This is a genomic window from Bradyrhizobium sp. NBAIM14, from assembly GCF_020193895.1.
Classification (GTDB): Bacteria; Pseudomonadota; Alphaproteobacteria; order Rhizobiales; family Xanthobacteraceae; genus Bradyrhizobium; species Bradyrhizobium yuanmingense.
The window spans coordinates 246,010-264,755 of record NZ_JADYVQ010000004.1; the positions used below are offsets into that span (position 1 = coordinate 246,010).

An 18,746-nucleotide genomic window follows, 5' to 3' on the forward strand; every position below is an offset into this window, starting at 1 on the left:
ACGGCTTTTCTTGGTCTATCTGATTTGCATCGCTCCATTTGCCGCCGGTCGTTGGGAGATTGGCCTTCTCACCATCCTGCTCACCGTCTGTGGATTTATTCGACACAGCGTGTGGCTTGGGTGCGAAGCGGGGCCTTGTTCGCAGGCGCTGAAGTCCGCTCGGGGTCAGAAGCGTCGAAATGAGCACGCGGCTCGCCCGCTTTACCCCGGACAGCGGCCAATAGCCGGCATGCAAATTTTCTTCGACTCTTATCCTATTGGACTAGACGCGCCTTCGGCGCATCAGCCCTCGGTCGAGACTAACGCCATCCGCCCCGCAATCTCCTCACTCCGCCAGCACCGCACCGCATGCCCATCCGCCCGCGTCCCCAGTGCCGGTCCCGGCTCGCTCCGGCACACCGCCTCGGCGTAACGGCAGCGCGGGCTGAAGGCGCAGCCGTTCGGCGAGTTGAGCGGGTTCGGCAGGTCGCCGCCGGTCGTTGCCAGCGGAGCATGGCGCAGCGGATCGGGGATGGCCGCTATCAGGGCCTGCGTGTAGGGGTGCGCGGGGCGCTCGAAGATCTCGCGCCAGTTGCCGTTCTCGACGATGCGGCCGAGATACATCACCGCGACGCGGTCGCTCATGTGCTCGACAACGCCGAGGTCATGGCTGATCATGATGTAGGACAGGCCGAGCGTGTCCTTCAATTCCAGCAGCAGATTGATGATCTGGGCGCGGATCGAGACGTCGAGCGCCGAGACCGGCTCGTCGCAGATGACGATCTTCGGGTTGAGGATCAGGGCGCGGGCGATCCCTATGCGCTGGCGCTGGCCGCCGGAGAATTCATGCGGATAGCGGTCGGCCTGCTCGGGGCGCAGACCGACATGCCTCAGCATGGTCGCGACGCGGTCCTCGACCTCGCTTTTCGCGGTCACGCCGTGCACGCGCAGGGGATCTTCGAGCGTGCGGCGCACGGTCTGGCGCGGATTGAGCGAGGCGTAGGGATCCTGAAACACGATCTGCACGATGCGGGCGAGCGCCTTCCGGTCACCGGATTGCCGGTTGGTGACGACCTGCCCATCCAGCACGATGCGGCCGCGCGTCGGCGTCAGCAGGCCCAGAATGGACAATGCGACCGTCGACTTGCCGGAGCCGGATTCGCCGACGAGGCCGAGGCATTCGCCGCGCTTCAGGTTGAGGTCGACGCCGTCGACGGCGCGGAGCAGCCGACGGCCGCGGCCCAGCAGGCCGCCTCCAAGCGGAAAATGAACGGCGAGATCCTCCACGCTGAGGATCACATCGTCATCCGCTCTCCCCTTTGGCTCATGCATGGTGGTGACATCGGACGAAACCGCCCGCCTCCAGCCCATCCGTCTGCGGCGCGGTGGTTCGGCAAATATCCGTCGCCTGCGCGCAACGCGGATTGAACCGGCAGCCATCGGGGAAGCGCGTGATCGCCGGCACGACGCCCGCGATCTCCTTCAGCCTGCTGCGGCCGAGCGCAGCACGGCTGCCGAGCCGCGGCAGCGAGTCGACGAGGCCCTGCGTATAGGGATGGGAGGGCGCTCGGAAGATGTCGGCCGAGCCGCGCTCCTCGACGATGCGGCCGGCATACATGACGGCGACGCGGCGGCAGACATTGGCAACAAGGCCGAGATCGTGGCTGATCATCAGGATCGCCGTTCCGCGCTCGGCGCACAGATTGCGCATCAGCTCGATGATCTCCGCCTGCACGGTGACGTCGAGCGCCGTCGTCGGCTCGTCGGCGATCAGCAGGTCCGGACCGCAGGCGAGCGCAATCGCGATCATCACGCGCTGGCGCATCCCGCCCGACAGCTGATGCGGATAGTCCTTCACGCGCCGCTCCGGCGCGGGGACGCGGACGCTCGCGAGCGCCTCGACCGTCAGCTGGTTGGCCTCCCGCCAGCTCTTGCCCTTATGCAGCACGAACATCTCGGCGATCTGCCGCCCCACCGGCGAGACCGGGTTCAGCGCCGTCATCGGCTCCTGGAAGATCATGGCGATGCGATTGCCGCGCAGTTGCCGTTGCCTCGCAGCGGACAGGTGCTGGATCTCCTGGCCCTGGAACCGGATGACGCCGCCGCCGATCGACAAGGGTGGCCGCAGCAGGCCGATCAAAGCGAGCGCCGTGATGCTCTTGCCGCAACCGGATTCGCCCACAAGGCCGAAGGTCTCGCCGCCATCGATACGGAATGAAATGCCTTCGGCCGCCGCAACGCGTCTTGATCCGGCATCGAGATCGATGCGGAGATTCTCGACCTCGAGCAGCGGCGCGCCGGTCATATGCGCCGGCTCCGCGATTGCGGATCGAGGATGTCGCGCAGACCATCGCCGAGCAGATTGAGGCCGAGCACGGTGAGGAAGATGGCAAGGCCCGGGAAAATCGAAAGCCACGGCGCCGTCGTGATCTGCTCGCGGGCTTCCGACAACATGCTGCCCCAGCTCGGAAAGGGCGGGCGGACGCCGAGGCCGAGGAACGACAATGCGGCTTCGGACAGGACCGCGCTGCCCATGCCCAGCGTGCCGATGACGACGATCGGTCCCAGCATGTTCGGCAGGAGCTGCGTGATCATGATGCGCACGTCACCGTAGCCGAGCACGGTTGCCGCCTGCACATAGCCCTGGCTCCGCAGCGACAGTGCCGAGGCCCGTGCGAGCCGGCAGGTGAACGACCAGTTGGTCAGCCCGAGCGCGATCAAAAGGCTGGTCAGGCCGGGACCGAGCACGGCCATGATGGCGAGCGCGAAAATCAGCGAGGGGATCGCGAGCATGAGGTTGGTCAGGGCGTTGACGACATCGTCCCACCAGCCGCCGAAATAGCCGGCACTGAGGCCGAGCGCCACGCCGATGACGCTGTTGATGAGCTGGGAGACGATGCCGACCGTCAGCGAGACGCGCGCGCCGTAGAGGACACGGGAATAGATGTCGCGGCCCTGCGCGTCGGTGCCGAACCACCAGGTCCAGCTCGGGGGCTCCTCCGCATTCATGAGGTTGGCGTCCATCACGGGATCGGTATGTGCCAGCCATGGCGCGAGCAGGCCGACGACGATCGCCAGCGCGAACAACGCTCCCCCGATGACGAGATTGGCGCGCAGCTTCATGCGTATCTGATCCTGGGATCGATCACGCCGTAGAGCATGTCGATCAACAGATTGATCGCGAGAAAGAACATCACCACGACGAGGATGGAGCCCTGGACGGCGGGAATGTCGCGCTGGAGCACGCTGTCGACCAGCAGCGAGCCGATGCCCGGCCAGGAGAACAGTTTCTCGACCACGACCGCCTGCCCCATCAGTGCGCCGAACTGCAGGCCCATGGTCGTGAGGATGAGGACGAGCGCGTTGCGCATCACGTGCCACTTGACGACCCTGGTCTCGCTCATGCCCTTCGAGCGCGCGGTGCGGACGAAATCCGCGGTCATGATCTCGAGCACCGCGGCGCGAGTCGTCCGCGCCAGCAGCGCCATCGGCGAGACACCGAGCGTCACGGCGGGCAGGATCAGATATTTGAGGCCGCCGTCGCCATAGCCGAAACTCGGCAGCCAGCCGAGCTTGAGCGCGAACAGGTACATCAAGAGCAGTCCGAGCCAGAACTTGGCCAATGACAGGCCGGACACCGCCAGCATCATCGAGACGGTGTCGACGAGGCTGCCCGGCCGCAAGGCCGCCACGAAGCCGAGCGGCACGCCGAGCAGTATCGCAAATGCCATGGATGCGAAGATCAGCTGCAGCGTCGGCCAGGCCCGCTTGGCGATCATGGTCGTGACAGGCTCACGGGTCCGGAACGAGGTTCCGAAATCGCCGGTCGCGAGGCCAGCGATATAGGTGCCGAAACGCATATAGACGGGCTGATCGAGGCCGAGCTGCTTCTTCATGCGCAGCTCGACTTGCGGATCGCTGTCGTCGCTCATGCTCGAGACGATGCTGCCGGGAACGACGCTGAACAGCACGAACACCAGCAGCACCACGGCGAGCACGGTCGGGATGGTCTGCAGGACGCGGCGGATCAGGAACGCGAGCATCTCAACTTTTCCCGGCTCCCTCCCTCGCCCGTCGCGCTAGGCGGGAGCGCGCGTGTCACTTCGCGGGCGAGGTCTCGTCGACCCAGAGGTCCTCGACGTTCTGGTGGGTCAGCTCCGTCGCGTTGAGCTGAATTCCCTTCAGCCAGGGCTGCACCGCCATGACCGCCTTGTTGTAGTTGAAGAACCAGACCGGCGCCTCCTCGTAGAGCAGCGCATTGGCCTTCTGCAGCAACTGGATGCGCTTTGTGGGATCGTCGGCCTGTCCGGCTTCATCGAGGATCTTGTCGAAGTCGGGATTTTTGTAGGCCGTGTAGTTACAGGCCGCCTGCGGCGTCGCCGAATGGAAGCATTTGAGCGCGGCCTGAGGATCGGGGCCGCTCGCCTGGGAATAGATGAAGGCCTGATAGTCGCCGGTGCGAACCACCTCCGCCAGCACCGCGGTCTCGACCTGCTTGACCTTGGCCTTGATGCCGACCTTGTCCAGCATCGGGATGACGGCCGAGACGATCGGCAGGCCCCAGCTTTCATTCTGGCTGGTGGTCCATTCGAACTCGAAGCCGGATGCGTAGCCCGCCTCGGTGAGCAATTGCTTGGCCTTGGCAGGATCGAAGGGGTAAGGCTTCATCGCCTTGTCGTAGGCCGGCGAGGTCAGCGGCAGCCAGCTGGTGGCGCGGTAGGCTTTGCCCTTGACCAGCTTGTTGATGATCAAATCGGTATCGATGGCGTAATTGATCGCCTGCCTCACGCGCTTGTCGGAGAACGGCTTGACCGCGGGATTCATGCCCATGTAGCGCGTGAACACCTCGGCGACCTCGACGATGGTGCCCTTGAGGTCGGCGTCGGATTGGTAGGCGACGTACTGCGCAGGTCCCAGCACCGAGGTGTCGATCTCCTTGTTTCGGAAGGCGACGTCGCGTGCCGCGGCCTCGCCCATCACCGACACCACGATCTTGTCGGCATAGGGCTTGCCGGGCTTGTAGAACCGGTCCCAGCGCTCCAGGACGATGCGCGATCCCGGCACGTGCTCCACGAACTTGAACGGACCGAGACCGATCGGCTTCTGGATGAAGCTTTCCTTGGCGGCCTCGTCGGCGGGATAGATCGAGGTCAGCGCGGTGAAGAAGTAGAAGCCGGGATCGACCTTCTCCGTCAGCTTCATCTCGATGGTGAAGTCGTCGATCTTCTTCAGGCCGGAGATTTCCTTGGCCTGGCCCTTCTCGACCGCGGCCGCGCCCTCGATCACACGAACGTAACGCGCGCCGGGATAGGCTTTGCTGCCGTCCATGATGCGGTTGTAGGACCAGATGATGTCGTCGGCGGTCATCTTGCGGCCGCTATGGAAATAGGCGTCGTCGCGCAGCTTGAAGGTGTGAACGAGGCCTCCGCCCGAGACCACGTCTTCCTTGGCGAGCTCCAGCACCGGCTTGCCTTCCGCCGAATTCCAGATGTAGAGCGAACGGTGCAGGGCCTTGGCGTAGATCTCGTCCTGGGCGCGCTGCGTGGTGTGAATGTCGAGGCTGGTGAAGCTCGAGCCGTAGGGCGCCGTCATGCGGATGGTTCCGCCCTTGCGCGGCGTCTGCGCCTCGGCTGTGGCGGCGAGCGCCAGTCCCAAACCGGCAACGATCGCGATGGCCTTGAACATCATGTGTCCCCCCGACGCAGGCGTATTCCGATGAGTGATTTGATCATTCGTCGCCTGCCGAAAGCAAGCTTCGTTTTTACGGCAAATGCTGCCGGTTCCTGAGGCAGTCCTTCGGCGGGGGCATTGACGCGGTGCGTCATCGGGCGAGGAGGATTGATGAACATTTTTCCTGATCAACGCGACCAAGCTCAGGATCATTATCTGAGCCCCAAGGGATCTGGAAAAAAATGAATCGCCGAACGCTAGCTGCCCTGCTCGCGGCCGGTCTGGTCGCCGCGACGGCCGTGCTGGCGCGCCCGGTCGCGGCCGGCCTGGGTGGAGAGAGCGTGACAGACGCTATCCAGTTCGGCTGGAGTCGCACCTCCGGCGCGAACGACAATGTCGACCAGACCTGGTGGGCGGTCCGGAGCCATGACACTCTCGACAATTTCGTCGAACGACTGCTCAGCATCCCCGTCGGGATGATGGCGCGCGGTGCGGGAGCACATTTCGAAGCCAAGCTCTCCGAGCATACCGGCCTGCCGCTGCCCGAAGGCTGGGCCCTCACGACGGCGAAGGATTCGCCGCAGATCCAGTCGATCTACGCCGAGACGCCGCGCGATTTCGCTTCTGTGCTCGGCTTCTATCGCGACGCACTCGGCAAGCGTGGCTGGACGGAGAAAGAAGGTGCCGTCGAAGAGCCGGACCGGGCCGTGATCACGTTCCTGACGAGAGAGGGACCGGTCCTGCTCCGGCTCTCACGTCAGGACGACAAGACAATTGCCGAGCTGTCGAGGCGCAAGCTCGCCTCGGCGACCGTCGGCCTGCTGCCGAAGCCCGGGCAAGTGAGGCTGATGCTCGGCAACAAGACGGATGAAGCGGCGGTGATCACCGTCGCCGACCAGGCCGTCAATCTGGCGGCGCACGCCGGCGAAGAACTGGCGAACTCTGACGGTGCCGCAGGCGAATTGCCGGACAGCCAGAAGCTCGATCTGCCGCCCGGCAGGTACAAGGTCACCCTCAAGGTGGACGGCGGAGCGGCAGCGAGCCGGGAGTTCGAGGTCGCGGCCAACGAGACCTGGGGTTTGCTGGCCGGCGCGGACGGCGTCCTGCTGCCGATGCGGCTTTACTAACGTTCCGGGGACGATCTCTCATCTCGCAATCACGGAGCGTGGGCGGGCTCCTCATGAGGCCGGTTCAGCCCGACAATTCCGGCATCCAGTCCCGCAGTTTTCGCGCGGCATTCGTCACATCCGCGATGGTCCGGAACGACGCCGTCTCCACCATCATCGCCCTCGCCAGCCGCACGGCACGGGCTTCGCTGACCGCCCGCGTGCGCGGGTCCTCGATCAGCTCGAAATCGATGTTGTGGGCGAGGCCGAAGATGCGGCGGATGATTTTTGCGGCTGCGAAGCCGACAGCGTCGGCGAACAGGCGTTGCACGTAACTTTTTCGCTCGGCTTCCAGCCGCACGGCACCCTGCTCGCCGGCGAAAAGCGAGACCGGATAGGCATCGCCGGTGCCTCCCGCCCGCCAGAGATCGAGGAACTTTCGGGCGAACTCGGTCCAGACCTGCTCGACCGTCTCCAGCACCCAGGCCTCGAATGCCGCCCGTTCGCCCGGCGCGCGCTCGTGGCCGGCGGAAGCGAAATAGGCCATCAGGAGATTGGCCAGCACGGCGCCGATGTCGAAGCCCATCGGACCATAGAATGCGAATTCCGGATCGATCACCCGGGTCTGGCCGTCCGTGACCATGATCGAGCCGGTGTGGAGGTCGCCATGGATCAGCGCTTCCGGGCTCGCCATGAATTTCAGCTTCAGCCGGGAGACCGCGACATGCAGCTCCAAGTCCTCGCGCAGGTTCGCGGCGAGGCCGTCGAGATGGGGCGCGGTCCAGCGGTTCTGCTCGGCGATGCGGTAGGGATCGGTGAAGATCAGGTCCTCGGTGATCTTGCAGAGCGCATGGTTGCAGGCAAAGGCCGCGATGGCCTCCTTCTTCTCGGCCGCTGACAGCGCGAGGTCGGAGGTGAAGAACAGCGTCTGCGCCATGAAGGTGGTGATATCGTCGACGAAACGCGGATAGCGCGTTGCCGCGACCAGGCCCTTTCGCATGATGATGTGGGGCTCGAGCAGCTCCATCACCGTCAGCGCCAGGGCCTCGTTGTGATGCAGCACGGCCGGCACCAGGTCGGGCGCGAGCTGGGCCTGGCGGGACAGCGCGAGATACTCGTAATGGGCGCGCGATAACGGCAAGGGCCAGCTCTCGCCGACCAGGCGGACGTAAGGCAGCGCCTGCTTCACGGCAATGCCGCCGCGTGCGCCCTTGACGATGAAGACGAGGTTGAGGTTGCCGTCGCCCACCTCGGTGATCGCCCAGGAGGACGCCTCGCCGCCAAGGAGCGCGGCGATATCAGGCAAGCCCGCGAGATAGTCCCGCAAGTCCGCCTCGTGCAAAATCCGATAGTCCCCTGCCCGGTCCCCGGTCATTGCGATCCCATCCCATGTCTGGGCCGGATCGCTACTCCCGATGCTGGCAAGCTCGAGCCGATCCGGCCATTCTTTTCATCGGATCGTAGCCACAATGTACGTTGTCTGCCACCCGGTGCTTTGGTGGCGGCCAAGCTGGGACGCTTGGTCGCGAGCTCCGATTGGTCGATTGAGGAACCCAAGCAAGCTGAGACGGTTTTGGGTTTCTGACCTTCTAAAAGGAGCGAGCGATGAGCCGCGGAATGCCATCTATGACTGCCCTGCTGGCGATGCTGGCCATCGCCGGATATCAGAACCGCGACAAGCTGGCGGAGCTGCTGAAAGGCGCGGGCGCCGGCTCGTCCACCGGCGGCCAGCAACCGCTCGGAGGCATGCTCGGCAATCTCGGCGGCATGCTCGGCGCTGGCGGAATCGGGGGCCTGCTCAATGGCGGGATTGGCGAGCTCCTGGAGAGATTCAACCAGAATGGGCAGGGCGAGATCGCCGATTCATGGGTGAAGCCGGGCCCCAACAAGGAGATCTCCCCGCCGGAGCTGAAGCAGGCCATCGGCAGCGATGTCCTGGAAAAGCTCGCACAGCAGACCGGGCTTTCCCAGGAGGAGATCGTCTCACGGCTAACCCGCGAGCTTCCTTCCGCAATCGACAAATACACGCCGGATGGACGCCTGCCCGACGCATAGAAGCAGCGGCTCAACTCGAAAAGGTGTACTCATGAGCATTCTCTGGACCATCATCATTGGCTTTCTCGCCGGCGTGATCGCCAAGTTCATCATGCCGGGCGACAACGAACCTTCAGGGTTCATCCTGACGACCATCCTCGGCATCGTCGGCGCCTTCGTCGCTTCGTATCTTGGGCAAGCGCTGGGCTGGTATCGCCCTGGCGAGGGTGCGGGCCTGATCGGTGCCGTGGTCGGCGCGATCATCGTGCTGTTCGTTTACGGTCTCTTCGCCGGCCGGCAGCGCCGCGCGATCTAGCTAGAAAGTCTCCCGCTCCAGGAAGCTGGAGCCGATGTCGGCCTTTCTCTTGATCGGATCGTAGTCGCAATAGACGCTGTCCGCGACCAGCGTGTAGCTGGCGCTGACCGTGTATTTGTCCGTCTTGACCGAGTTCAGGCCGATCACCGAGGTGCTCTTGCCGCCGTTCCACTTGAACGGCGTCGAGCTCTTGGCCTGTTCGCAGGCCAGCACGGCCTCGTTGAAGACATAGCCCTCGACGAACGCCTTCAGGGTGCGCACCTGCACCGCCATTCGCCATTCGAAATAGCCGATGGCACCGAGCCCTGCGACGATCAGCACCAGAAGCGCAATGACGATACGCTGAAATGTCATTTTTGACCCCATAACAACGCCAATCAAAACTTAAAACGGCATTCCCATCATCTTCGACAGGCGCTCGATCGAGAGATAGCCGGCATGATAGGCCGCAAGGCCAATGCCGAACACGATTGCCGAGATGATCGTGGTCCAGATCAGCTTGTGCCCCATGCGGGTGAGGATGGGAGCACCGGGATCGGTGCCGGGCGCGCCAACACCGTCCTCGTGCTGGCTGCGCACGTCGAACGGCAGCGTCACGAACAGCATCACCCACCAGAGCACGAAATAGATCGCGAGCCAGGTTGAAATCTGGATGGCCATGACGCGGCCCTATGCCTGCTCGATCTCGACGAGGGCGCCGGAAAAATCCTTGGGGTGCAGGAACAGCACCGGCTTGCCGTGGGCGCCGATCTTCGGCACGCCGTCGCCGAGCACCCTCGCGCCCTCCTTCACCAGCGTGTCGCGCGAGGCGATGATGTCGACGACCTCGTAGCAGACGTGATGGATGCCGCCGTCGGGATTGCGCTCGATGAACTTCGCGATCGGCGAGGCCTCGCCGAGCGGCTCGATGAACTCGATCTTGGTGTTGGGCAGGGTCGCGAACACGGTGGTGACGCCGTGCTCGGGCAGCGGCACGGCCTCGGAAATCTGGGCGCCGAAGGCCGCACCGTAGATCTTCGCGGCCTTGACCGCATCCTTGGTCGCGATCGCGACATGGTTGAGCCGGCCCAACATGTTCCCCTCCCTATACCGTCAGTACATGTACCAGACAGGGGGGCTTTTTGCCCCAATGTTCGTTGATCACGGCCCGGACAGCGCGTCGCACCGACTCGGCCAAGGCGTCCGGATCGCGCCGGCGCGCCCTCGGCAGGCCTTCGATGGTCGACATCACGGCATCGAAGACGATGTCGTCGAAGGTCTCGCCGGCCCTGTTCTTCTCGGGGATGCCGACCAAATCGAGCTCGGGATCACCGGCGAGCTCACCCTGCGCGGTCATCGCGATGGCGACGAAGGCGCAGCCGGAAAAGCCCATGCGGCGCCGCTCCACGACGGCACGGGACTTGGAGTCTTCCAGGATCGTGCCGTCCTTGTACAGACGTCCCGACGGCACCTCGCCGACGATGCCGGGATCGCCGGGGCCGAGCTTGACGAGGTCGCCGTTGCGGCAGACCAGCACGCGCGGCACGCCGGCAGCGCGGGCGAGCTTGGCGTGCTCATGCAGGTGCAGGGCCTCGCCGTGGACCGGGATCAGGATCTGCGGCTTCACCCAGGAGATCATATCGCGCAGCTCGTCGCGGCGGGGATGGCCGGAGACGTGGACCAGCGCATCGCGATCGGTGATGACCTCGACGCCCTGCAGCACCAGATTGTTGATGATCGAGCCGACCGCCTTCTCGTTGCCGGGAATGGTGCGCGAGGAGAAGATGACGCTATCGCCGCGGTTCAGCGTGATTTCAGGATGGTCGTCGTTGGCAATGCGGGCCAGCGCGGCGCGCGGCTCGCCCTGGCTGCCCGTGCACAGCGCCAGCACCTTGTCCTGCGGCAGGTGGCCGTAGACCTCGGGCGAGCGGAAGTTCTGCACGCCCTCGAGATAGCCGGTCTCGCGCGCGACCTGCACCACGCGCTCCATGGCGCGGCCGACCACGACGACCTCGCGGTCGGCGGCCCTCGCGGCGTCAGCCACTGCTTTGACGCGGGCGACGTTGGAGGCGAACGTCGTCACCGCGACACGGCCCTTGGCGGATTTGACGAGGTCGATGATGGTTCGGGCGACCTCGGCCTCGGAGGGCGAACGGCCGTCGCGCACGGCATTGGTGGAATCGCCGATCAAGGCGAGCACGCCCTCTTCGCCCAATTCGCGCAGCCGCTTCTCGTCGGTCGCGGCTCCAAGCGTCGGGGTCGGGTCGATCTTCCAGTCGCCGGTGTGCAGCACGATGCCGGCGTCGGTGTGGATCGCCAGCGCATGCGCTTCCGGAATCGAATGCGCGACCGGAATGAACTCGACGTTGAACGGACCGATATCGACACGGCCGCCTGAAGGCACCACGGTGACCGGAATCTCGGGCGCGTTGCGCTCGGCGGCGCATTTGGCCTCGAACAGCGCGGCGCTGAACCTGGTGGCGTAGATCGGGCATTTCAGCTTCGGCCAGAGGTCGATGATGGCGCCGAAATGATCCTCATGGGCGTGGGTCAGCACGAGGCCCATCAGGTTCTTGCGCTCCTTCTCCAGGAAGGAGATGTCGGGCATGATCAGGTCGATGCCGGGCAGATGCTCCTCATCGCCGAAGGAGACGCCGAGATCGACCGCAAGCCAGGCGCGCTGGTGACGGTTGCCGAGGCCGTAGATCGACAGGTTCATGCCGATCTCGCCGACGCCGCCGAGCGGCGCAAACACCAATTCGTCCGGCCTTGCCATCACGCTGCTCCCACCGAGGCGACGGGCCCGAAGAACACCTCGCCGGCCGCCACCGGAATGAGGCGGCCCTCCGCGGTGCGGACGATCAGGCAGCCGGTGTCGTCGATCGTGTCAAAAACACCTTCCAGCGTCATGGTTCCCGTGTGGATGGCAACCTTTTCGCCGAGGCCGGCGGCGCGCTCTAGCCAGAGCCTGCGGATCTCGGCAAAGCCGCGGCCATTGTCCCAGATGCCGCGGAACTCGACCCAGGCATCCGACAGCGCCATGAATAGCTCCTCGGCGCTGATCTGGACGCCGAGGGCGGCCAGCGACACCGCGGGCGTCGGGGTGCCCTCGGGCGCGGCGACCACATTGGTCCCGATGCCGACCACGACGGCAAGGCCGCCACCGACGGCCTCGGCCTCGAGGCCAATACCAACCAGCTTCTTGCCGCCGGCGAGCACGTCATTCGGCCATTTCAGCGCGTAGCGGGGCCGGCCTTCGCCGAGACGGAGCGCGGCCTCGAGGCTCACCTTCTCCAGTGCCGTCTCTTCGGCCAGCCCTGCGGCAAAGCCGAGCGTGGCGGCGACGGCGGGGGCGACGTCCATGACTTCGAGGATGCTGGCGGCGAGATTGCCGCGCGGCGCGATCCAGGCGCGCTGGCGCCGGCCGCGGCCGGCGGTCTGCTCGGACGTGACGAACCACATCGGGCCGCGCTCGCCGGCCCTGGCGTGTTCGATCGCCTCGGTATTGGTCGAGCCGGTCCGTTCGAACGCCGCGAGCCTGTAGCCCGCAGCCGATGCGCGAGGACCGAGCGCGAAGGCCATCCTAGAACAACGACTTTGCCGCGGCGGAGGCGACGCTCACCACGGGCCCCGCGAACAGCGCAAACAGGATATTGAACAGGCCCGCCACCGCCAGCACCGTCCGCACCTCGATGCGCACCGGATCGACCCGGCCGGCCGGCTCGTCGAAATACATCGTCTTGACGATGGCGAGATAATAGTATGCGCCGACCACGCTGGTCAGCACGCCAATGACGGCGAGCGTGAACAGGTTCGCCTTGATGGCGGCGACGAAGACGTACCATTTGGCGAAGAAGCCGGCGAGCGGCGGAATGCCGGCGAGCGAGAACAGCAGCATCGCGAACATGAAGGCGAGCAGCGGATTGGTGCGCGACAGGCCGGCGAAATCGCTGATCTGCTCCACGGCCTGGCCGTTGCGCTTCATCGCGAGGATGATGGAGAACGAGCCGAGCGTCATCGCGACATAGATCACGATGTACATCAACACGCCCTGCGCGCCTTCCACCGTGCCGGAGGCAAGGCCGACCAGCGCAAAGCCCATGTGACCGATCGACGAATAGGCCATCAGGCGCTTGATGTTGCTCTGGCCGATCGCGGCGAAGGAGCCGAGCGCCATCGAGGCGATCGACACGAACACCAGGATCTGCTGCCATTGCGAGACGATGCCGGGGAATGCGGTGAGCGTCACGCGGGTGAAGACTGCGAGCGCGGCGACCTTCGGCGCCGACGCGAAGAAGGCGGTGACCGGGGTCGGCGCGCCCTCGTAGACGTCAGGCGTCCACATGTGGAACGGCACGGCCGAGACCTTGAAGCAGAGGCCGACGAGCAGGAAGACGAGGCCGAACACCAGGCCGACATTCGAGACCGTCGCGGCCGCGGCGATGCCGGTGAAGCTCACCGTGCCGGTGAAGCCATAGACCAGCGAGGCGCCGTACAGCAGCATGCCCGAGGACAGCGCGCCGAGCACGAAGTACTTCAGGCCGGCTTCGGTCGACTTGGCGTTGTCGCGGTTCGAGGCCGCCACGACGTAGAGCGCCAGCGACATCAATTCGAGGCCGAGATAGAGCGAGATCAGGTCGCCGGCCGAGATCAGCACCATCATGCCGAGCGTCGAGAGCAGCACGAGGATGGCGTATTCGAAAATCCGGCGCGACGGGTCTGACAGGAACTCGGTCGACAGGACGAGCGTCACGGCCGAGCCGATCAGGGCCAGGATCTTCATGAAGCGGGCGAAGTCGTCGACGATAAAGCTGCCACCGAACGTCACCTGTTTGCCCGCGGGCTGCATGTAGACGAGCGCACCGACCACGATCAGAAGCACCACCGCCAGAGAGGTGACGGTTTTGGTCGTCTCCTGCCCGCGATAGGCGCCGAGCATCAGAAGCGCCATCGCGCCGACCGCGAGCACGAGCTCGGGCAGCACCGGCGCCAGTTGATAACCTGCAGTCGAAAAGCTCATGGCGATATCCTGACCTGCCCGATCACTGGAGCAGTGCGGCGGCCTTCACGGCCGTCACGGCGGTATTGTAATTGTTGACGAGTTGCTGGACCGAAGCGGCCGACATGTCGAGCACCGGCTTCGGATAGACGCCGAACAGGATCGTCAGCGCGATCATCGGGAATAGAATGACGCACTCCCGCAAGGTGAGATCCTTCATGCTCGCCAGCTGCGGCTTGACCAGCGCTCCGAACACGACCTTGCGATAGAGCCATAGTGCGTAGGCCGCCGAGAGGATCACGCCGAAGCTGGCGAAGAACGCGGTCGGGATCGAGACCTTGAAGGTGCCGAGCAGCGTCATGAACTCGCCGACGAAGCCGCTCGTGCCGGGCAGACCGACATTGGCCATGGTGAACACCATGAAGGTCATCGCATAGAGCGGCATCCGGTTGACGAGGCCGCCATAGGCCGCGATCTCGCGGGTGTGCAGGCGGTCGTAGACGACGCCGACGCAGAGGAACAGCGCGCCGGAGACGATGCCGTGCGAGATCATCTGGAACACGCCGCCGGCGACGCCCTGCATGGTGCCGGCGAAGATGCCCATGGTGACGAAGCCCATATGCGCGACCGAGGAGTACGCGATCAGCTTCTTCATGTCCTCCTGCATCAGCGCCACCAGCGAGGTGTAGATGATGGCGATGGCCGAGAGCGTGAACACCAGCGGCGCGAAGTCGTGCGAGGCCAGCGGGAACATCGGCAGCGAGAAGCGCAGGAAGCCGTAGCCGCCCATCTTCAGCAGGATCGCGGCGAGGACCACGGAGCCCGCGGTCGGTGCCTCCACGTGCGCGTCGGGGAGCCAGGTGTGCACCGGCCACATCGGCATCTTCACCGCAAAGGAGGCAAAGAAGGCGAGCCACGCCCAGGTCTGCAACGACCGCGGCACGGCGGTGTGCATCAGCGTCGGGATGTCGGTGGTGCCGCCGTTCCAGTACAGCGCCATGATGGCGAGCAGCATCAGGACCGAGCCGAGCAGCGTGTAGAGAAAGAACTTGAACGAGGCATAGACCCGGCGCGGACCGCCCCAGACGCCGATGATCAGGAACATCGGGATCAGGCCGCCCTCGAAGAACAGGTAGAACAGCACGAGATCGAGCGCCGAGAAGGTGCCGATCATCAGCGTTTCCAGGATCAGGAACGCCATCATATATTCGCGGACGCGGTTGGTGATCGCCTTCCAGCTCGCGATGATGCAAAACGGCATCACGGCGGTGGTCAGGATCACGAGCGGCAGTGAGATGCCGTCGACGCCCATGTGGTAGGTGATGCCGGTGGCGAGCCAGTTCGCCTTCTCGACGAATTGGAAGTCGGGGTTGCTGGGGTCGAAGCGCATGACCAGGATCACCGACACCGCGAAGGTGATCAGCGTGGTCCAGAGCGCGATCCAGCGCGAATTGCGCCGCGCCGCCTCGTCGTCACCGCGGCTCAGATAGACGATCAGCGCGCCGACCAGCGGCAGGAACGTCGTGACCGAAAGAATGGGCCAGGTTGTCATTTACTGGCCTCCAAAGCCGAACATGAACCAGGTGATCAGGCCGGCGGCGCCGATCAGCATGGCGAATGCATAGTGATAGAGATAGCCGGTCTGGATCTTGACGACGTTGCGGGTGACGTCCAGCACGCGGGCCGAGACGCCGTCGGGGCCGAAGCCGTCGATGATGAAGCGGTCGCCCTTCTTCCAGAGCTGGTAGCCGATCCACTTCGCCGGTCGGACGAAGATGATGTCGTAGAGCTCGTCGAAGTACCATTTGTTGAGCAGGAACTGGTACAGCATCGGCTGCGTGTTCGCGAGCTCGACCGGCAGGTAGGGCCGGCGGATGTAGAACAGGTAGGAGACGAGGAAACCCAGCACCATCATCACCGTCGGCAGGAAGGCGATGGTCTGCGGGATGTGATGCATCTCCTCGATGATGTGCGGGTTCATCTTGACGGACTCGCGGAAGAACTCCTCGACCCCGTGGCCGGCGAACAGCTCCTTGAACGGCAGGCCGGCGACGAACGAGCCGACCGCGAGCACGCCGATCGGGATCAGGATCCAGAGCGGAGCCTCATGCGCGGCCTCGTAATGATGCTCGTCATGCGGCTCGCCGTGGAAGGTCTTGAAGATCAGGCGCCAGGAGTAGAACGAGGTCAGGCCGGCGGCGATGATCGTCATCAGGAAGCCGTACACCGCGAACGGATTGTGCGAGGCGTAGGCGGACTCGATGATCGCGTCCTTGGAGAAGTAGCCGGCGGTGAGCGGGAAGCCGGTCAGCGCCAGCGTGCCGACCACCATCACCGCATAGGTGTAGGGAATCTTCTTCCAGAGGCCGCCCATGTTGCGGATGTCCTGCTCGTGGTGCATCGCGTAGATCACCGAGCCGGAGCCTAGGAACAGCAGCGCCTTGAAGAAGGCGTGCGTGAACAGGTGGAACATGCCGACCGAATAGGCCCCTGCTCCCATCGCCACGAACATGTAGCCGAGCTGCGAACAGGTCGAGTAGGCGACGATGCGCTTGATGTCGTTCTGGACGAGGCCGATGGTCGCGGCGAAGAACGCCGTGGTCGCGCCGAAGAACATCACGACGGCCTGGGCATTCGGAGCGAGCTCGAACAGCGGCGACAGGCGCGCCACCATGAACACGCCGGCGGTGACCATGGTCGCGGCATGGATCAGCGCCGACACCGGGGTCGGGCCTTCCATCGCGTCCGGCAACCAGGTGTGCAGCAGGAACTGGGCGGACTTGCCCATCGCGCCCATGAACAGCAGCAGGCAGGTCAGCGTCAGCGCGTCGGCGTGCCAGCCGAGGAAGTTGATGGTCTTGCCGGTGAGGCCGGGCGCGGCGTGGAAGATGGTCTCGAAATCGGTCGAGCCGACCAGCATGAAGACCGCGAAGATACCGAGCGCGAAGCCGAAGTCGCCGACGCGGTTGACCACGAAGGCCTTGATGGCGGCAGCGTTGGCCGAGGGCTTCTGGTACCAGAAGCCGATCAGCAGATAGCTGGCGAGACCCACGCCTTCCCAGCCGAAGAACAGCTGCACCAAATTGTCGGCCGTCACCAGCATCAGCATGGCGAAGGTGAACAGCGAGAGGTACCCGAAGAAGCGCGGCCGGTTCGGGTCCTCGTCCATGTAGCCGATGGAATAGAGGTGCACGAGCGAGGACACGGTCGTCACCACCACCAGCATTACGGCGGTGAGCGTATCGACGCGCAGCGTCCACCAGACTTGGAGATCGCCGGAGAAGATCCAGGGCAGCAGCTGGATCCTGTAGTCGTGATGCATGAAGCCGACGTCGACCAGCGTCATCCAGGACAAGGCCGCCGAGACGAACAGCAGCCCGGTGGTGATCAGCTCGGCTGCGCGCGAGCCCGCCGCCGGCGGCTCGGTCGGGCCATGGCCGTGATCGTCGTGAGCGTCGTCGTGATGGCTCTCGTGGATGACGGAGGCATCCTCGTTGATCTTGTCGGACGCATGGGCATGCGCGCCATGGCCGTGGCCGCCGTGATGATCGAGCTCGTCGCCCGAGGGGTTGCGGGCATGCGCGCCGAACAGCGCGATCAGGCCAGCCAGAATGGCGCCCAGCAGAGGCAGAAAGACAATTGCCTGAACCATGACTTACTCTTTCCGCATGATCTGGTCGGAAAACCGGTACCCACTTTTCCGGATCATGCGATCAGCCCTTCATCAGATTGACGTCCTCAACCGCGATCGAGCCGCGGTTGCGGAAATAGACCACCAGGATGGCGAGACCGATCGCAGCTTCGGCAGCCGCGACCGTCAGCACCAGCAGCGCGAAGACCTGGCCGACGATGTCGCCGAGGAAGCTCGAGAACGCCACGAGGTTGATGTTGACCGAGAGCAGGATCAGCTCGATCGACATCAGGATGACGATGATGTTCTTGCGGTTCAGGAAGATGCCGAGGATGCCGAGCGTGAACAGGATCGCGCCGACCGCCAGATAGTGTCCGAGCCCGATCGTCATTTCACCCACTCCGCCGCGTCCGCGTCCGAGAGCCCCTGCCCCGGCGCCACCTTGCGCACCGCCATCGCGATGTCGGGCGTGCGCGCGTTCTGAACGTTGATGTCCTGCCGCTTGACCTTCTCCTTGTGGCGCAGCGTCAGCACGATGGCGCCGATCATGGCGACCAGAAGCACCATGCCCGAGAGCTGGAAGTAGTGGATGTACTTCGTATAGAGCACGAGACCGAGCGCCTCGGTGTTGCTGACGTTGGCCGGGATCGCCGCCGTGATCGTCTTGGAGACGCCGGGATTGATGACCCAGAAGCCGACGGTGAGCAGCAACTCGAACATGAAGATGCCGCCGATCACGAGGCCGACCGGCAGGTACTCGATGAAGCCCTCGCGCAGCTCGAGGAAGTCGACGTCGAGCATCATGATCACGAACAGGAACAGCACCGCGACCGCGCCGACATAGACGACGATCAGCATCATGCCGAGGAATTCGGCGCCCATCAGCACGAACAGGCCGGAGGCGTTGACGAAGGCCAGGATCAGGTACAGCACGGAGTGCACGGGATTGCGCGAGACAATCACCATCACAGCCGAGGCGACGCAGACGCCGGCGAAGAGATAGAAGAACAGCGCGGGAAGGATCATGCCCTC

At 64.6% G+C, this 18,746-nt stretch carries 19 protein-coding genes; 3 read left to right on the forward strand and 16 right to left on the reverse strand.

The genetic code is table 11. The features are described 5' to 3' along the window. Nucleotides 1–282: 282 nt before the first annotated feature. From I6F28_RS12895 to I6F28_RS12915, 5 genes are read right to left on the reverse strand one after another with little or no spacing between them, the layout of a single operon-like run. On the reverse strand, nucleotides 283–1,311 hold the full coding sequence (locus I6F28_RS12895) for an ABC transporter ATP-binding protein (protein ID WP_225140050.1): 1,029 nt from the start codon (nucleotides 1,309–1,311) through the stop codon (nucleotides 283–285). After that, on the reverse strand, nucleotides 1,304–2,284 hold the full coding sequence (locus I6F28_RS12900; RefSeq protein ID WP_225140051.1) for an ABC transporter ATP-binding protein: 981 nt from the start codon (nucleotides 2,282–2,284) through the stop codon (nucleotides 1,304–1,306). Before I6F28_RS12900 ends, I6F28_RS12895 begins: the two co-directional genes overlap by 8 nt. Next, nucleotides 2,281–3,102 (reverse strand): ABC transporter permease, encoded by an 822-nt coding sequence (locus I6F28_RS12905; protein WP_225140052.1) that lies wholly within the window; start codon nucleotides 3,100–3,102, stop codon nucleotides 2,281–2,283. The genes I6F28_RS12900 and I6F28_RS12905 overlap by 4 nt, the downstream gene beginning before the upstream one ends. Then, nucleotides 3,099–4,022: an ABC transporter permease gene (locus I6F28_RS12910; protein ID WP_057029432.1), complete on the reverse strand. Its 924-nt coding sequence runs from the start codon at nucleotides 4,020–4,022 to the stop codon at nucleotides 3,099–3,101. Before I6F28_RS12910 ends, I6F28_RS12905 begins: the two co-directional genes overlap by 4 nt. A 55-nt stretch (nucleotides 4,023–4,077) precedes the next feature. After that, nucleotides 4,078–5,667 carry an ABC transporter substrate-binding protein gene (locus I6F28_RS12915; protein WP_370141340.1) on the reverse strand — a complete coding sequence of 530 codons (1,590 nt, stop codon included), beginning with the start codon at nucleotides 5,665–5,667 and terminating at the stop codon, nucleotides 4,078–4,080. 224 nt (nucleotides 5,668–5,891) lie between these two features. Between I6F28_RS12915 and I6F28_RS12920 the strand changes: the two genes are divergently transcribed. After that, on the forward strand, nucleotides 5,892–6,776 hold the full coding sequence (locus I6F28_RS12920) for a hypothetical protein (RefSeq protein WP_225140053.1): 885 nt from the start codon (nucleotides 5,892–5,894) through the stop codon (nucleotides 6,774–6,776). Nucleotides 6,777–6,840: 64 nt separating this feature from the next. On the opposite strand, the gene mtnK is transcribed toward I6F28_RS12920, so the two are convergent. Next, the gene (gene mtnK, locus I6F28_RS12925) at nucleotides 6,841–8,130 is read right to left on the reverse strand and encodes an S-methyl-5-thioribose kinase (protein ID WP_225140054.1); all 1,290 of its coding nucleotides are present in this window, start codon (nucleotides 8,128–8,130) and stop codon (nucleotides 6,841–6,843) included. Nucleotides 8,131–8,360: 230 nt separating this feature from the next. Here mtnK and I6F28_RS12930 point away from each other — a divergent pair, with 230 nt between their 5' ends. Next, entirely contained in the window at nucleotides 8,361–8,810 is a 450-nt protein-coding gene (locus I6F28_RS12930; RefSeq protein WP_036025325.1) for a YidB family protein, read from the forward strand. 31 nt (nucleotides 8,811–8,841) lie between these two features. Next, nucleotides 8,842–9,105: a GlsB/YeaQ/YmgE family stress response membrane protein gene (locus tag I6F28_RS12935; protein ID WP_024341246.1), complete on the forward strand. Its 264-nt coding sequence runs from the start codon at nucleotides 8,842–8,844 to the stop codon at nucleotides 9,103–9,105. Here the strand turns inward: I6F28_RS12935 and I6F28_RS12940 are convergent, their stop codons facing one another. From I6F28_RS12940 to I6F28_RS12985, 10 genes are all read right to left on the reverse strand, one after another. Next, a complete protein-coding gene (locus I6F28_RS12940; protein ID WP_036025327.1) occupies nucleotides 9,106–9,459 on the reverse strand; it encodes a hypothetical protein in 354 nt (117 codons plus the stop codon). A gap of 30 nt (nucleotides 9,460–9,489) precedes the next feature. Continuing rightward, nucleotides 9,490–9,765: a DUF1467 family protein gene (locus tag I6F28_RS12945; protein WP_225140055.1), complete on the reverse strand. Its 276-nt coding sequence runs from the start codon at nucleotides 9,763–9,765 to the stop codon at nucleotides 9,490–9,492. A 9-nt stretch (nucleotides 9,766–9,774) separates the two neighbouring features. After that, the gene (gene mce / locus I6F28_RS12950) at nucleotides 9,775–10,179 is read right to left on the reverse strand and encodes a methylmalonyl-CoA epimerase (protein WP_036010154.1); all 405 of its coding nucleotides are present in this window, start codon (nucleotides 10,177–10,179) and stop codon (nucleotides 9,775–9,777) included. Between the two features lie 10 nt (nucleotides 10,180–10,189). Continuing rightward, nucleotides 10,190–11,860: a ribonuclease J gene (locus tag I6F28_RS12955; protein ID WP_225140056.1), complete on the reverse strand. Its 1,671-nt coding sequence runs from the start codon at nucleotides 11,858–11,860 to the stop codon at nucleotides 10,190–10,192. Then, entirely contained in the window at nucleotides 11,860–12,666 is an 807-nt protein-coding gene (locus I6F28_RS12960; protein ID WP_225140057.1) for a biotin--[acetyl-CoA-carboxylase] ligase, read from the reverse strand. Before I6F28_RS12960 ends, I6F28_RS12955 begins: the two co-directional genes overlap by 1 nt. A gap of 1 nt (nucleotide 12,667) precedes the next feature. Next, on the reverse strand, nucleotides 12,668–14,104 hold the full coding sequence (gene nuoN, locus I6F28_RS12965) for an NADH-quinone oxidoreductase subunit NuoN (RefSeq protein WP_225140058.1): 1,437 nt from the start codon (nucleotides 14,102–14,104) through the stop codon (nucleotides 12,668–12,670). 22 nt (nucleotides 14,105–14,126) lie between these two features. Further along, complete coding sequence (locus tag I6F28_RS12970) at nucleotides 14,127–15,635, reverse strand: NADH-quinone oxidoreductase subunit M (protein WP_036010164.1); 1,509 nt, start codon at nucleotides 15,633–15,635, stop codon at nucleotides 14,127–14,129. Then, a complete protein-coding gene (gene nuoL, locus I6F28_RS12975; RefSeq protein WP_225140059.1) occupies nucleotides 15,636–17,735 on the reverse strand; it encodes an NADH-quinone oxidoreductase subunit L in 2,100 nt (699 codons plus the stop codon). A 61-nt stretch (nucleotides 17,736–17,796) separates the two neighbouring features. Further along, nucleotides 17,797–18,105: an NADH-quinone oxidoreductase subunit NuoK gene (gene nuoK / locus I6F28_RS12980; protein WP_036010170.1), complete on the reverse strand. Its 309-nt coding sequence runs from the start codon at nucleotides 18,103–18,105 to the stop codon at nucleotides 17,797–17,799. After that, a complete protein-coding gene (locus I6F28_RS12985) occupies nucleotides 18,102–18,740 on the reverse strand; it encodes an NADH-quinone oxidoreductase subunit J (RefSeq protein ID WP_036010173.1) in 639 nt (212 codons plus the stop codon). Before I6F28_RS12985 ends, nuoK begins: the two co-directional genes overlap by 4 nt. Nucleotides 18,741–18,746 lie beyond the last annotated feature (6 nt).